Source organism: Holdemania sp. Marseille-P2844 (assembly GCF_900120005.1).
Classification (GTDB): domain Bacteria; phylum Bacillota_I; class Bacilli_A; order Erysipelotrichales; family Erysipelotrichaceae; genus Holdemania.
The window spans coordinates 254,957-269,379 of the sequence record NZ_LT635448.1 but is presented as its reverse complement, the minus strand read 5'-3'; the positions used below and the strand labels follow the sequence as shown (position 1 = coordinate 269,379).

General features: G+C 53.8%; 15 protein-coding genes. 4 read left to right on the top strand and 11 right to left on the bottom strand.

What is annotated here, in order from left to right:
- The 4 genes from BQ7364_RS02135 to BQ7364_RS02120 all read left to right on the top strand — a co-directional run bounded on the left by BQ7364_RS02135 (position 1) and on the right by BQ7364_RS02120 (position 3,928).
- Positions 1-1,377 (top strand): PTS transporter subunit EIIC, encoded by a 1,377-nt coding sequence (locus BQ7364_RS02135; RefSeq protein ID WP_072683182.1) that lies wholly within the window; start codon positions 1-3, stop codon positions 1,375-1,377.
- A 148-nt stretch (positions 1,378-1,525) separates the two neighbouring features.
- Complete coding sequence (locus tag BQ7364_RS02130; protein ID WP_072683181.1) at positions 1,526-2,737, top strand: pyridoxal phosphate-dependent aminotransferase; 1,212 nt, start codon at positions 1,526-1,528, stop codon at positions 2,735-2,737.
- Positions 2,730-3,224, top strand: coding sequence for a PTS sugar transporter subunit IIA (locus BQ7364_RS02125; protein ID WP_072683180.1), 495 nt, complete (start codon positions 2,730-2,732; stop codon positions 3,222-3,224). The genes BQ7364_RS02130 and BQ7364_RS02125 overlap by 8 nt, the downstream gene beginning before the upstream one ends.
- Positions 3,225-3,259: 35 nt before the next feature.
- Positions 3,260-3,928 (top strand): helix-turn-helix transcriptional regulator, encoded by a 669-nt coding sequence (locus BQ7364_RS02120; protein WP_072683179.1) that lies wholly within the window; start codon positions 3,260-3,262, stop codon positions 3,926-3,928.
- 67 nt (positions 3,929-3,995) lie between these two features.
- Here BQ7364_RS02120 and BQ7364_RS02115 read toward each other — a convergent pair whose 3' ends face one another.
- The 11 genes from BQ7364_RS02115 to BQ7364_RS02065 all read right to left on the bottom strand — a co-directional run bounded on the left by BQ7364_RS02115 (position 3,996) and on the right by BQ7364_RS02065 (position 14,423).
- Entirely contained in the window at positions 3,996-4,328 is a 333-nt protein-coding gene (locus tag BQ7364_RS02115; RefSeq protein ID WP_072683178.1) for a thioredoxin family protein, read from the bottom strand.
- A gap of 13 nt (positions 4,329-4,341) precedes the next feature.
- The gene (locus tag BQ7364_RS02110) at positions 4,342-5,355 is read right to left on the bottom strand and encodes a permease (RefSeq protein ID WP_072683177.1); all 1,014 of its coding nucleotides are present in this window, start codon (positions 5,353-5,355) and stop codon (positions 4,342-4,344) included.
- Positions 5,356-5,431: 76 nt separating this feature from the next.
- The gene (locus tag BQ7364_RS02105) at positions 5,432-5,722 is read right to left on the bottom strand and encodes an ArsR/SmtB family transcription factor (RefSeq protein WP_072683176.1); all 291 of its coding nucleotides are present in this window, start codon (positions 5,720-5,722) and stop codon (positions 5,432-5,434) included.
- Positions 5,723-5,770: 48 nt separating this feature from the next.
- The gene (locus BQ7364_RS02100) at positions 5,771-5,950 is read right to left on the bottom strand and encodes a hypothetical protein (RefSeq protein WP_072683175.1); all 180 of its coding nucleotides are present in this window, start codon (positions 5,948-5,950) and stop codon (positions 5,771-5,773) included.
- Between the two features lie 121 nt (positions 5,951-6,071).
- Positions 6,072-6,605 carry an HdeD family acid-resistance protein gene (locus BQ7364_RS02095; RefSeq protein ID WP_072683174.1) on the bottom strand — a complete coding sequence of 178 codons (534 nt, stop codon included), beginning with the start codon at positions 6,603-6,605 and terminating at the stop codon, positions 6,072-6,074.
- 207 nt (positions 6,606-6,812) lie between these two features.
- Positions 6,813-7,874 carry a helix-turn-helix domain-containing protein gene (locus tag BQ7364_RS02090; protein ID WP_072683173.1) on the bottom strand — a complete coding sequence of 354 codons (1,062 nt, stop codon included), beginning with the start codon at positions 7,872-7,874 and terminating at the stop codon, positions 6,813-6,815.
- A gap of 229 nt (positions 7,875-8,103) precedes the next feature.
- On the bottom strand, positions 8,104-8,793 hold the full coding sequence (locus tag BQ7364_RS02085; protein ID WP_083538372.1) for a YczE/YyaS/YitT family protein: 690 nt from the start codon (positions 8,791-8,793) through the stop codon (positions 8,104-8,106).
- Positions 8,790-9,641 carry an HAD family hydrolase gene (locus tag BQ7364_RS02080; protein ID WP_083538370.1) on the bottom strand — a complete coding sequence of 284 codons (852 nt, stop codon included), beginning with the start codon at positions 9,639-9,641 and terminating at the stop codon, positions 8,790-8,792. The genes BQ7364_RS02085 and BQ7364_RS02080 overlap by 4 nt, the downstream gene beginning before the upstream one ends.
- A gap of 54 nt (positions 9,642-9,695) precedes the next feature.
- Positions 9,696-10,967: a hypothetical protein gene (locus BQ7364_RS02075; RefSeq protein ID WP_072683171.1), complete on the bottom strand. Its 1,272-nt coding sequence runs from the start codon at positions 10,965-10,967 to the stop codon at positions 9,696-9,698.
- Positions 10,968-11,088: 121 nt separating this feature from the next.
- Positions 11,089-12,951, bottom strand: coding sequence for a glucose PTS transporter subunit IIA (locus tag BQ7364_RS02070; protein WP_072683170.1), 1,863 nt, complete (start codon positions 12,949-12,951; stop codon positions 11,089-11,091).
- Complete coding sequence (locus tag BQ7364_RS02065; protein WP_072683169.1) at positions 12,948-14,423, bottom strand: glycoside hydrolase family 1 protein; 1,476 nt, start codon at positions 14,421-14,423, stop codon at positions 12,948-12,950. Before BQ7364_RS02065 ends, BQ7364_RS02070 begins: the two co-directional genes overlap by 4 nt.

Below are 14,423 nucleotides of genomic sequence, written 5' to 3'. Positions count from 1 at the left end.
ATGAAAAACAAACAACTGGTCGAAAACATCCTCAAGCATGTCGGCGGCACCGCCAACATTGCCACCGCGGCTCACTGCATGACCCGCCTGCGCCTGAACTTAAAGGATACCTCGCTGGTTGACGAAGCGGCGCTCAATCAGGTCGACGGTGTGATGGGCGTCGTCAACAAGGGGAAACAGACGCAGATCGTCATCGGCACCGATGTTGCCAACGTGTATAAGGATTTCATCGAACTCACTGGTCTTTCCGAAGAAGCGGCGGTTGAAGAAAATCTCGACGACGTCAAATCCGATCTGAAAAAGAAGAAGGGAAATCTTTTAACCGGCTTCTTTGAAACGATTGCGGGCATCTTCAATCCAATCGTTCCCGCACTGGCCGGCGCCGGCTTAGTCCGCGCCATTCTGACGATCGCTGTCGTATTCGGTCTGGACAGCTCCGGCAATACCTACTTTGTGATCAACACAATCGCCAACGGAATCTTTACCTTCCTGCCGTTCTTGTTAGCGGCTTCCGCGGCAAAGCAGTTCAAGATGAACCAGTTCGTCGCGCTGACGATCTGCGCAGCGATGATGTCGGGCAGCTGGGCCGGCTTAATCGCGGAAGGTACGACGACGTTCTCCTTCCTGGCAATTCCGTTCACGGTTGTTAATTATTCGTCCTCTGTGCTGCCGATGGTCTTTGCAATCTGGTTTGCTTCCTGGGTTGAACGCATGATCGACAAATTCATTCCGGGCGCGCTGAAGATCATTCTGGTTCCGTGCTTAACGATGTTAATCGCGACGCCGATCGCCTTGATGACAATCGGGCCGGTCGCCAACTGGGTGGGCCTGCAGCTGGCGGCAGTTGTGACCGTTCTGTTTGAAAAAGGCGGCGTCTTCGCCGGTCTGATCTATGGCGGCATCTATTCTGCGATGGTTGTCCTGGGTATTCATCACGGCATGGTTCCGGTTCTGGTACAGGGCATCACGACGCAGGGCTTCAACTATATTTCGCCAGCCAGCGGTTCCGCGAACATGGCGCAGGCCGGCGCGGCGTTCGGCGTCTGGCTGAAATCCAGGAACCCGAAGACCAAAACGATTGCGGCATCCGCTACGATCGCAGCGGTGACCGGCGTTACCGAACCGGCGATCTACGGCATCAACTTCAAGTTTAAGAAACCGTTCATGGCCGCGGCCATCGGCGGCGCCTGCGGCGGTGCGTTCGCTTCCTTCTTCGCTTTGAAAGCCTATGCGATGGGCGGCCCGTCGTTCCTGAACTTTGCGATGTTCATCGGCGACAATCCGAGCAACGTCTGGCTGGTCATGGCTGCGTTTGCGATCTCGTTTATCGTTTCCGCGGTGCTGACGGTCGTCTTCGGCTTCGACGAAAACCGCTGAGTCTATCTCCCTTCCGCTGAACTGCCGGTTCCTCCCACCCCGGCGGTTCAGCTTGCCGCTCCCTTAGATAAAGGGACATAGTCTACAATGGATGATAAGAACAGGGCTGCGCCAGGCAGCCCCTGTTTCATAGAAAGGAAACAACACGATGAAAGAGAAAATGATTCCCGCTTTCCGCAAAGCCGAGGGCGGTCTGTTTACCGCTGTGGAAAAAGCCGACGTCGGCAGCGCCTATCAGGAAATGGAAAAGCAGGGCGTCGCGTTGATGGGCTGGGCCGATCCGTTTATGCCGGACGCCTCCATGCCCAAGCACGTCGAGCAGGCGTTGATCGACGCGATCCGGCATCCGTCCGCGCCGCACTACACCGCGCCGATCGGCTCCTCCCAGCTGAAAGCGAAGATCGCGGAAAAGCTGAAAACAAAGAATCACCTGCTTGTCGATCCCGAGCGCAACATCCTGATCACGCCCGGCTCGGACAGCGGTCTGTATTTCGCAATCCTGCCGTTTATCGAGGACGGCGACGAAGTTCTGATTCCCTCGCCCAGCTATCCCAACAACACGCTGAACATTGAAATTATGGGCGGGCGCGTCGTTCCGGTTCCGCTGCGTCCGGAAACCGGCTATCAGCTGGAAGCGGAGCTGCTGGAACAAACCGTCAGTGAAAAAACAAAAATGATCGTGCTGACCCATCCGAACAATCCGACAACGACCGTTTATAACCGGCAGTCGCTGGAAATTCTGCGGGACTTTGTGCTCCGCCACGATCTGATTCTGGTCTGCGATCAGGCGTTTGAAGATTTCTGTTACGAGAATGAAATGATCACCCCGGCCGCGATGAACGGTATGTTTGAGCGCACCGTGACGGTCTTCTCCTTTTCCAAGGGCATGGGCTTGAGCGGTTTGCGCGTCGGTTATCTGGTCTGCGGCGATGAGATCATGGATTCGCTGTACGCCAATGCGGTTTCCGTTTTGGGCGCAACCAACACCGCCTGTCAGAAAGCATTGATCGCCGCTCTGGAGGATCCGTCGTTTATGCAGGAATTTGAACGGGCGTTCAACGTCCGCCGGCAGGCCGCGGAAAAGATTCTCAACTCCATCCCCAACGTGCACGCCGATCTGCCGCAGTCCGGCTTCTTGTGCTGGGTGGACGTGTCCCGATTGGGCGATTCCTCGCAGATCGTGCAGTATCTGGTGAAGCACGCTCAAGTCGCCGTCAACGATGGAAAAAACTACGGCCCGGGCGGCGAAGGTCATCTGCGCATCGTGCTGGGCGTGTATCGGGACGATGCCAAGGTGATCGCCGCATTAGAACGAATCAAAGCCGCGCTGATTCAGTGGCAGGAGGAAAACCATGTTTAATTTGTTGAGAAAGAAAGAAACCGAGCCGACGATGCTGGCTCCCTGCGACGGCCGGATTCTTCCGCTCGAGCAGGTGCGGGACACGACCTTCAGTCAGAAAATGATGGGCGACGGCTTCGCGGTCGTGCCTTCTGGAGAATATATCGTCGCTCCGTTTAAGGGCACGGTGCTGATGATCTTCCCGACGCTGCACGCGATTGGTCTGCGCGCGGAGGACGGCCTGGAGTTTCTGATCCACATCGGCATGGACACCGTGAACGAAAAGGGCAAGGGCTTTGAATGCATCGTCCGAGAAGGCGATAAAGTGAAGCCCGGCACGACCTTGATTCACTTCGATTTGGAAGCGCTGCAGGCAAAAGGCTATGATATGACGATTCCCTGCGTGATTACCAATGGAACAGAATTCTCAATCACCCGCTTCATCACGGCGGAAAATGTCAAAGCTGGAAAAACAAGCGTACTTACATATAGCCAGAACCGGGGTTGATCGTTTACAATAAATGGAAGAAAAGAGGAAAGACTATGGCTTATCAATCTGTCGACCTGACCCTGGTAGATCAGGAAATTCTGAACTCCTATTCCAACATGATCGAAGGGCTGGCCTGTTATCTGGGGGAAGGGTATGAAATTGTCCTGCACTCCTTGGAAAATTACGAGCATTCCGTAATCAACATCATCAATGGATCGCATACCGGAAGAAAGATCGGCGCGCCGATCACCGATCTGGCGTTAAACATGCTGGAAAAGATCGAAAATACGAATAAGGATTATATCACCTATTTCAGCACGAACAAAAAAGGCGAACCGCTGAAATCAACGACGATTGCGATCCGCGGGGAAAAGCGGAAGATCATCGGCCTGCTTTGCATGAATTTGTATATGAACACCTCGCTGAATGATTTCGTAAAGACGTTAGTCCCGCAGACGCCGGGGTTATTAGGCCAGCCGGCGATGGAAAACTTTGCGGACAATTCCGACGAGCTGATCGAATCGACGCTGCGCAGCGTCCGCGAGCGGGTGATGAACGATTCGTCCATCGCGCCGTCGAATAAAAACAAAATGATCGTGATGGGATTGGATGATTACGGGATTTTCAACATCAAGGATGCGGTGATCAAGGTCGCCAATCTGCTGGATATTTCCAAGAACACCGTCTACATGCACCTGCGCAACAAACAGAATAACAAATAAGAAAATCTCCGGGAAGCCTGCGTTCTCCGGAGATTTTTTCAGATTGGGATGAGCGAATTCGACGTTATCAGCAGGATTGTTTCAGCAGGGTCTTCGCTTCATCGACGCTCAGCACTTTGCCATAAGAAACGACTTTCCCCTTCACAACCAGCGCCGGCGTGCTCATTACGCCATAGGCGGCGATCTCAGTCCAGTCCGTCACATGCGCGATCGGCCAGTTCAGCTTCAGCTCTTCCGCAGCCGTTCTGACTGCCTTTTCCAGCGCGGCGCATTTCGCGCAGCCGGAACCCAGAATTTTAATCCCGGCCTCCTCTTCGTTCGAATTCATCGTTGCCGCTTTGATGGAAGGTGTTTGACAGCCGCAAGCCTTCCCGGTCGTTTGTTTTCCAAAAATCCGCATTGCTTTTTCCTCCTTAGATTAAAAATCCCTGAAAGCCGTTAAACAGATAACCGACCAGAATAATTCCAATCGTGCAGACGGCGATGAACACCGCCAGCAATTTAGGTTTCACAGCTTTTTTCAGCATGATCATCGACGGCAGGCTTAACGTCGTCACCGCCATCATAAACGCCAGAATCGTGCCCAGCTGCGCCCCTTTGGCCAACAGTGCTTCCGCAACCGGAATCGTGCCGAAGATATCGGCGTACATCGGAACGCCGACTAAGGTCGCCAACACGACGCCCAGCGGATTCTTACTGCCCAGCAGCGCTTCGATCCACACTTCCGGAATCCAGTTGTGAATCACCGCGCCAACGCCGACGCCGACCAGAATATAAGGAAACACCTTGCTTAACGTTTCCTGAACCTGTTGGCGGGCATAAGTCAGCCGGTCTTTGCGGGTCATTGCGACATCGTCCACTGTTCCAGCCCGGGCTGAACGGATGAAGTCCTCGACCTGATCCTCAAGCTGCAGCTTTTCAATCAAGGTTCCGCCTGCGACTGCGATCACTAAACCAATGATTACATACAGCACCGCAATCTTCGCACCGAAGATACTCATTAATAAAACCAGACTTCCCAAATCCACCATCGGCGATGAAATCAGAAATGAAAACGTCACGCCTAACGGCAGCCCCGCACTGGTAAAGCCAATAAAAAGTGGAATCGACGAACAGGAACAAAACGGCGTCACCGTGCCCAGCAGCGCGGCAATCAGGTTCGCCCCGACGCCATGAAAGCGCGTCAGGATTTTCCGGCTGCGCTCCGGCGGGAAATAACTTTGAATATAAGAAATCAACAAGATCAGCAGGCACAGCAGCACCGTGATTTTAATCACGTCATACAGAAAGAAGTGAACGCTCCCGCCCCATCTTGAGGTCACATCCAAACCCAATTTTTCCAAAAGTAAGCCAATCCCCTGATTCAGCCACCGCATTCCCAGAATCTGATCCTGAATCAGCGACAAAAGATTTTGTAAGAACTCCATTTTGCACTTCCTTCCTCTTTCAGATCAAAATATTTTGATATGTTGAAATTTTTTAAAAGTCATCCGCCGATGACTTCTACATTTCGTCTGTTTTTCGGCCTGTCAGGAAAGACAGTCTACGCACAGCGTGTTCAATGCCTTCCTCGTTTAGCCGGTAATGCGTCCATTTTCCATCCTGACGGCTGACGACAATGCCCGAATCACACAGAATCTTCATATGATAGGATAACGCTGACTGGCGGATATCCAGAATCTCGATCAGCCGGCAGGCGCATTTTTCGCCATCTTTGAGCAGCTCCAGAATTTTCAGCCGGTTTGCATCGCAAAACGCTTTAAAGATTTTGGTGTCGCTGGAATATTCCTCCATCGTTTCCCTCCTCATATCAAATTTTTTTGATGTATTTTGATCATACAGTCAAACACTGAATTTATCAATCTTCATATCAAATTTTTTTGATATGATATCAACAATCAGGACGCGGCAGACAAACTCGCCAATCTGCGGGATATCTTCAAAAGCACGGTTGGCCTGCCTCTGCACAGCAGGCAGAACAATAAATTCTCCGGGGCCTTTGGGTTCGGGGATTTTCTTCATTTATATGGATTTTTCTTTCTGCGTAAAAGCCAGAACAAAAAAACGGGAGTGCCGGTATCGGGGTGTTCATTTTCCCTGTGCGGCGTTCCCGTTTTGATTTTTCTGTGCTGATCTTCGAAAGTTACAGCCAGAAGCGTTGGTAATAAATCCCGCGCAATAAGGCATGCGCGCCTTCGACGATCAGAGCAATCGCGAAGAGGGCCGACAGAGCCACCGTGCCGATCATCGGCTTGAAGAACGTCAGCAAGCCCAGAATCGTCATCGCCGCGCCGATCAAAACCAGCCAGCCCCAGCCGTCAAAGTTCAGCTTTTTCAGATCAAAGCCGCCGACCAGCTTGGACAGGCCGGAGAACATGATCCACATACCGAAGATATACGGCAGCACCGACGCGACCAGCACGCTGTTGCCCAGAAACATAAAGCCGACCAATACGCCGAGAATTCCGTCCAGCAGCTGCCAGCCGGAACCCAGCATCAGATTATGAAATACAAAATAAATCGTCAGGTCGAAAATACCGCTCAGCAGGATGACAAACCCGATCATGCCAGCCATGGAGATAAGCGACGCATCGGGATTAAACAACAGCGTACAGCCGGAAAGGATCAACAGAATCCCTGCGATAAACCACAAAATCCGAGTCATTGAATTCTTCATCATGTCCACTCCCTTTTTTGCATCAGACCCATGTTCTGATTACACCTACATCTTAATCCTTTTTCTTTCCAAAGGAATAGACAGCCGCGGAAATCTGTCGAAATCTGAAACAATCCGCCAAGATTGTCAAAGCTGCAGGGCGCCATGGCAATCTGAAATGGCCTTTTTCAAGCAGACCGCTGACATTCATGCTTTTTTACAGAGCACTCAGGCCGGATCATCCGGGGTTAAATAGCGGGAAACAAATTTCGCATACGCCGGATCTTCCCGCAAGAAAGCCAGCTTCTCATCCCGCTGCAGTTCTTTGAGCAGCGAGCTTATTAAAATGGTGTTGAACGTGCCTACGTCATTGGTGTTTTTAATATGCGGATAGAGCGGGGAAATCGACGGATCCCACGGCTGTTTGAGCGCTTCCAGCATGCGCTGCAGAGCGTCCAGACACGGCTTCGCCTCTTTTTTCTGCAAGGCCAGCAGGAAATCAGCGATCGCGTGATCGTAAGGCATCAGATCAAACTGTTCCGCGGTTTGGCGCGACAGCTCGCCATAGCGCTCAGCCCGCTCGCTCTGCCCCTGCTTCCAGCTGAGATCCATTAAATTACTCAGCTGTGTAATCAGGTTGTTCGCGGTCTTTAACAGCTGGCGTTCCATGAGATCCATTGCCTTTTCTTCCTCGCCGCTGGCAAGATGCAGGTTGATTTTCAGCTGCTGCTTATCCACGGCCAGCGGTTCGGGCAGCTGATCGAGCAGTGTCCGGGCTTCGTCCAGCGCTTTCCGCTCCAGAGCGTCGGAAAACAACATCACGATTGCGGATTCCCGGACATGCCGGTTTTCCCCCTTTGCGCATAACCACAGCCAATCGTCAGCCTGCGCCTTATACCGCGAGGCGTCTTCCGGCCGGGTCATCGTAACGGAGCCTTTAATCATCGTCGCCATGCCGTAGATCAGCGTCATGCAGTTAGGATATTCCCGGATCCTGTCCCGTGCCATTTCAAAGGCGGCTTCCAGATCGCCGTTTTTCACCTGCTCCGCGACTTCGTTCATCAGGTTGGCAACTTCCAAGTCTGTCAGCTCGTCTTGAAAGGAAAGCAATGTGTTCAAATCTGTTTTTAACAGCCGGGCTAACGGCGGCAAAAGCGTGATATCGGGATAGCTGTTGCCGTTTTCCCATTTGTTGACAGCCGGGGCGGAAACCCCCAGCAGTTCGGCGACGCGGTCCTGCGTCAGCCCCAGCTCCTTGCGGCGCTGGCGGATCACTTCGTTCATCTTCATCATGAATCTCCTTTCATGTCGTTTGCGGATCGTTAAGAAAAAGCTTTTTCCAAGTTTATCTTAACAGCTGCCCAACGCTTGTACAACTGAATGGAAAGAAGGTTTTGGTTAATTTTTTTAACTGTCAGTTAAGCAAAAAAAATCAGATCCGCAGGCACAAGGGCTCGCAGACCTGATCGACAGGTGAAGCTTATTCGTAAGATTGGTCATGTCTTCTGCGGATAACCGGTTAATCCAGAGAAACCGACGCCGTGACGCGTTCTTTCAGCTGGCAATAGCCGGAACATTTCCGGGCTGCCGGAAACGTGAACGCCATCGACCGGCCCAGTAACAACATCGAGACCCAGGTCCCCTCGCGCAAGGTCGTCAATTCCAGATGGAAAATTACGATCAGAAGCAGGCTGAGTCCGATGAAAAACATATCCGCCCGGCTGCGCAGAACACTGAACGGGATGGCCCACCGCTGGGACAGCACCATGACCAGCTGCTCAAACGGATGCCGAATCAAATCCGCCGTCATCATCACCGCCACGCCGTACGACGCCAACAAAATCCCGGCGATCATCGCCAGCCACTGGACGCCGTAGCTGCCCGGAATCCAGGTTGAGAAGCCCGGCAGATCATAACAGAACACGTTGACGATCTGTCCCTGCAGCCAGGCGACCAGCACCTGCAGCAGCTGCAGCTTGGGAAACTGCCGCCGTTGAATTAAAATCTGAATCAGGACGCAGCTGCAGTTAAAGATGATGATCAACGTACCGCTTTTCAGCCGGGTCAGAAACGCCAGATTCTGCGTAAACGCCACGACGGCGGTCTGGCCCAGTCCGGACTTCATCATAAACGACAGGCCCAGCGCCGTGATCGCCACGCCCAGTACCATTTCAATCAGCTGTAAGCCTTTTAAAGTCTTTGTTTTCATGCTTGTTCCTTTCCGATGGGAATCCCGGTGTAATTTTCAATCACCCGCAGCACGCCATAGGCCGTATTCGCCGGTGCAATGTGATTGACCTGCGCCAACAGCGGTTCCTCTGCGTTGCGCATGATGTGTCCGTAGCGGAATTCCTGCAGCATTTCCAAATCATTCTCGCTGTCGCCAAAACACAGCACTTCCTCGTTTGCCAGGCGCCGCGATTCGCAAAGCTGCCGCAGCGCCGCCGCTTTGGAAACCGCGCTGTCCGTCATTTCAATCACATCCCCGTGAACGACGCTGACCTTGAAGTCTGTCGCAGCCCGCGCCCAATCCGCCAACGCCGGCCGGGAATCATAAATTTCAATTTTATAACAAGCGCCCAGCTGTTCCAGCGGCGTGTCCGTCAGACTCAGAAAGCCATGTTCCTGCGCGAACAGCGCCGGATCCGGCAGCCGCCTGACTAACGTTTCCATCCGCTGCCGGTAGGCTTGCGGGTCGCTGCACCAATTTCCCTTTTCCATCGACGCAACAGCCAGAACTCCCCGCTTTTGGATTTCATGAAGCATGGCCTGCGCCGGTTGGGTCTTCATCGGCCAGCGCTGCGTCAGCTTTCCCCCGCGGTCGTAAACCAGCGCGCCATTTAAGGCGATCACCGGACAGCGGAAGGCGTACTTCGCAAACAGCGGTTCGACAATTTCCATCGCCCGGCCGCTCGCCAGCACCCATTCAATCCGGCGCGCCGACAGCTTCTTCATATAATCCGCAATCGTCTGATCCAGACAATGATTCGCGTTGCACAGCGTCCCGTCCAGATCCGTCGCAATCAGCTTGATCATCGCCGTGATGCCCCCTTTCATTCCAGAAGAAAATGACGACTGCGCGCCACTTTCTAAATTCTATTTTTTTCCAATTTACGCTTGAAGCTGAGCCAGAATCAGATCGACCATCTCGTCGGCTGCGCCGTATGGGAAATACGTGTTGAACGATTCAAACACAATCCCATATTCCTGCTTGTTGACGGCATAGTAATGAAAGCCGTTGGCATACGCGCACAAAAGCGTCGGTTTGCCATCGTATTCGCGGATCCGTTTGCCCAGCACCGTGTCGATTTCGCACGGCACCGTCACGATTCGGAAGCTGCCGAAATCCACGATCAGACATTCCGGCTCGTAATGCAAATGCGTCTGCGCCAGCTTGTCCTCGACATCGCGCAAATAGCACGCGGTAATCCGGTGCGCCCGGTCGCTGTCCGGATCGAGCGTTTCCAGCTCCGCCTTGAGTTCCCGCTGTTTTTCCAGCAGGTATTCGTTGGTCTGCGGATTGTAGTCGATCGTCATCTTCACTGACCGGACGTCCAGTTTCTCCACGGTCAGCGGATGAGGATGTTTCGGGTCGATGAGCTGGGCCGCGATGCCTTCGCCATAGCGAAGACATTCATTCCAATCCACGCCCTTTTTCATTAACCGCGGACTGACGTCGCCGGCTTCGCCGTTGAAAATCATGACCGGCATGCCCGTCGCTCCCTGCACGCTGCGGCGGAGCACACCGAAGAAATCAGCGGTGATATACAGGTTCTGCGCGCCCAGAATCGTCGGATGACACGCCAGGTTCAGCAGCTGCACCAGCGGCAGACCGCCCGCAGTCCGCAGTGTCAGGATCTCGCAGCGGTCGTTGTATTCCTCGCCGGGCCGGTTGCGGTTGTTATAAAAGCCGTTGATCGTAACCTGATCGAGCGTCGCCTGCGCCTCGCGCAAATGCCGCAGCGCCCATTTCGCGGAATAGATCATTTTATCCTGAATCCGCTCCCAATACTCCAGATCCGGATCCAGTTCTCCGTTCATGCCATGGGACACCACCGGACTGTTATGAGTATGCGAACAGCTGACGCAGATATGCGACACGTCCAAGCCGCAGGCTTCGCTGACCGCCTTGCGGCAGGCGTCGGTAAACTGCTGCTCGGCAATCGCGATATCCAGCGTGAAAAACACCATCGTTTCCCCGGCTTGTAAAATCAGCGTATCCAAAAGCAGATCGTCGCGCAGACCGCAGGCCGTCCGCAGCCCTTCGCCGCTGACCTGTTTCTGCTGCGCCGTCTGGTTGAAACAAAACCGCGCTTCATTGTAGCCTTCCATTTTGCACGGAAGGATGGGATTAATGATTTCCCGTGTATAAGCCGCTTTCATCGTGAACGCCTCCTTGTTTGACTCAACTTTCACTTGGCGAGAGGCGGCGGAAACCGATCCGGCCCGCCGTCCTTCTCCATTTTAAAGCCGATTTCTGCCTGTTTTCCAGTTGACCGCAAGCTCAGCCAATCGTATAGATACTGCTTCCGGCCTGGACCTGACCCTGCGGCTTGCACGCAAGCGCGCCGTCCTTCTTCGTTGCGATGACGATGACGACCGGATCCAGTCCCCGGGTTTTGACAAGCTCCGGATCAAAGCTGCCGATCGCTTCGCCCGCAGCGACGCGCTGACCTTCTTTTACATGGATCGCAAAGCCTTCGCCCTTCATGCCGACGGTGTCCAACCCGATGTGCATTAAGATCTCCTCGCCGTTATCGGTTGTAAAGCCGATTGCGTGCTGCGTGGGGAAGACCATCGCCACCGTGCCGCTGACCGGAGCCGATAACTTTCCATTGGCAGGAATCACGGCCATGCCTTCGCCGACAACCCCGCTGGCAAAGGTCTTGTCGTCGACCTGGCTCAAGGCGATCAGTTCGCCGTCCACCGGAGCGGCCACCGCCGTCGGTTCCGACTTGATCTTTAAGACAGCCTTCTTCTCGGCCTGAATCGCCCGCTCGCTCTTTTCCACATTCTCGTCAAACGGTTTGATATACGTCAGCACCAGCGCGATCACAAACGCCACTGCGTAGCACAGCGCCACGACCGGCATCGTATCGCCGAAGATCGCTAAGGAAATCACTGACGGAGTGGAAACGACATAACCATAGCCCCCTAAGATGGCGCTCAAGGCTCCGCCGACGCCGCTGGCGATGGAAGCCGCCATAAACGGCCACTTGAAGCGAACCAGCACGCCGTACAGACCTGGCTCCGTAATGCCTAAGACTGCGGAGATTCCCGCTGACAGCGCGATTTCTTTGTTGTTTTTATTCTTCAGCCGGAGGAAAGCTCCAAAAGCTGCGCCCGCAACTGCCAGTGCGGAAATCCCGTAGATCGCGATCAGCGGATCCCGGCCATACACTTCCAGGTTGGACAGGATGATCGCCGTCAGGGACAGATGCATGCCGGTGAAGACGATGAACTGACGCGTAAAACCGACGATGAAGCCCGCGACGATCGGTGAGAAGTCAAACAGCCAGTTGACCGCCATTGCGACATAGCTGGACAGGTAGTAGCCGATCGGCCCGGTGATGCCCAGGGCGACAAAGCCCATGATGATAAACACGCAGATCGGTGCGAACAACATCCGCAAGAAATCCGGAATGACCTTGTTGACGCCCTTGTAGACATATTTCAGCACCCAGACCGACAGGATAATCGGAATGACAGATCCGGAATATTTCGCGTAGGTCACCGGGAATCCAAGCAAATGGATCGCCGTGCCGGCATTGTTGATTACCGTCGGATACATCAACATGCCCGCGACCGCCATCGCCATGAACGCGTCCGTGTTGAACTTCTTCGCGCTGGAATTGGCCAGCAAGAACGGCAGGAAGTAGAATGGAACGTCCGATATAATGCTTAAGAACGTATGCATATCGCTGCCGGAGGTCAGTACCTTCATCATCACAAACAGCGAGATGAAGCCCTTTAACAAGCCGCCGCCCAGAATGCACGGCAGACATGGCGCTAAGCAGCCGGCCAGGAAATCCAGGATCGCGCTGAAGCTGAATTTCTTCTTTTCTTCGTTCTTTTCCCCGAAATCATCCGGTACCTCGCCACCCGAGGTCATCGGATATTGTTCGATCATCATTTCATAGATGCGGCCGACTTTCTGGCCGATGATGACCTGCAGCTGGCCTGCTTTCCACTGTGCCCCCAAAACACCCTCGACGTTTTCCAAGGCGTTCACGTCGGCTTTCTTTTCCTCTTTGAGCGTAAAGCGGATGCGGGTGGAACAATGCATCGCCGTGTTGATATTTTCCGTCCCGCCGACCAGCCGGACGATCTCGTCGATCATTTTCTTTTCCTGAGCGTTGCCCTTCATGCGTTCTTCTCCTCGTTTCTGTTTGTTTCTTTTGTTGCCGGCCTTCCCCAATCGCGGCCGTTGGAGCGGATCAGACGGGAATACCAATAGAAGGAATCCTTCGGAATGCGGCGCAGATCCAGCGTTTCCTCGTCTGTCGTGTTGATATAAACCAGACCATAGCGCTTCGCCATCCCGTTGCCGGTGCTTAACAGATCGGTAAACGACCATGGATTATAGCCGATCACCTCGCACCCGTCTTCGATTGCCAGACCAACCTGATAGATCTGATCGCGCAGGAAGGCGATCCGATTCGCATCGTGCACCTGGCCGTCCGGGCCGACCTGTTCGTGCGCGCCCAGTCCGTTTTCCGTGATCATCATCGGCAGACGGTAATGATCCCAGACATACCTTAGCATATACCGCATCGCGACCGGGTCGATTTCCCAGTCCCAGTCCGTCGTTTCAACGTAAGGGTTCGGCGCCAGGGCATATTCACCCGGGAATTTCGGATAGACGAACTGGCCTTTTTTACCTTCTTTATTCAGCGCCAGCTCCAGATAGCTTTCCTCTTTCGGGCAATGCTTCGCGACGTTGGAACGGTAACAGTTGAGGGCGAAGTAATCAATTTTCGCCTGGCCGATCAGTTCCATATCCCCCGGCCGGATATCCGGATCAATGTCGTGCAGCTTCCAATACTGCTTGACAAATCCGCTGTATTCGCGGAACGCATACAAGTCGTTCCAGATTTTTTCCGTCAGTTCTTCGGCGTTCATCGCCGCGATCTGATCCTGCGGCTTGCAGCTTTCCGGGTAAATCGGAACATAGCCCGGCACCGGACCGATCTTGCCGCCCACGACTAATTCATGGCAGGCGATCACAGCCTTGGCATGGCACAGGTTCATGATGTGGTTAATCCGCCACTTGTCTTTTTCCCAATCGGTGCAGCCCTTGTCCAACCCCAGCCACTTGCCATAGACGATCTGCATGTTCTGCTCGTTGATCGACAGCCAGTATTTAACACGGTCGCCGAACGCCTCGAAGCAGACGCGGACGTAGTGATCGAACAGATCGATCACCCGCCGGTCGCGCCAGCCGCCCAGTTCATCCACCCACACCGGCATGTCATAATGGTACAGGGTGACGATCGGCGTAATGTTGTGCGCGAGCAGCTCGTCGATCAAATCGTTGTAAAACTGAATGCCTTCCGGATTGACCTTGCCGTCGGAAGCGGGAATGATCCGCGGCCAGGCGAGTGAAAAGCGGTAAGAGGTGAAGCCGCACTCCGCCATCAGCTGTACGTCTTCTTTCCAGTGGTGGTAATGATCGGCGGCGATTGAATTGTCAGCATAAGGTTTTTTCGTCTTACTGTTGAGGTCGATGATGGCCGGTGTGCGGCCGCCTTCGGCGACCCCGCCTTCAACCTGCCAGGCCGCAGAGGACGCTCCCCACAGAAAGCCCTCCGGAAAAATTGGATCTCGTCCATAGTCCAT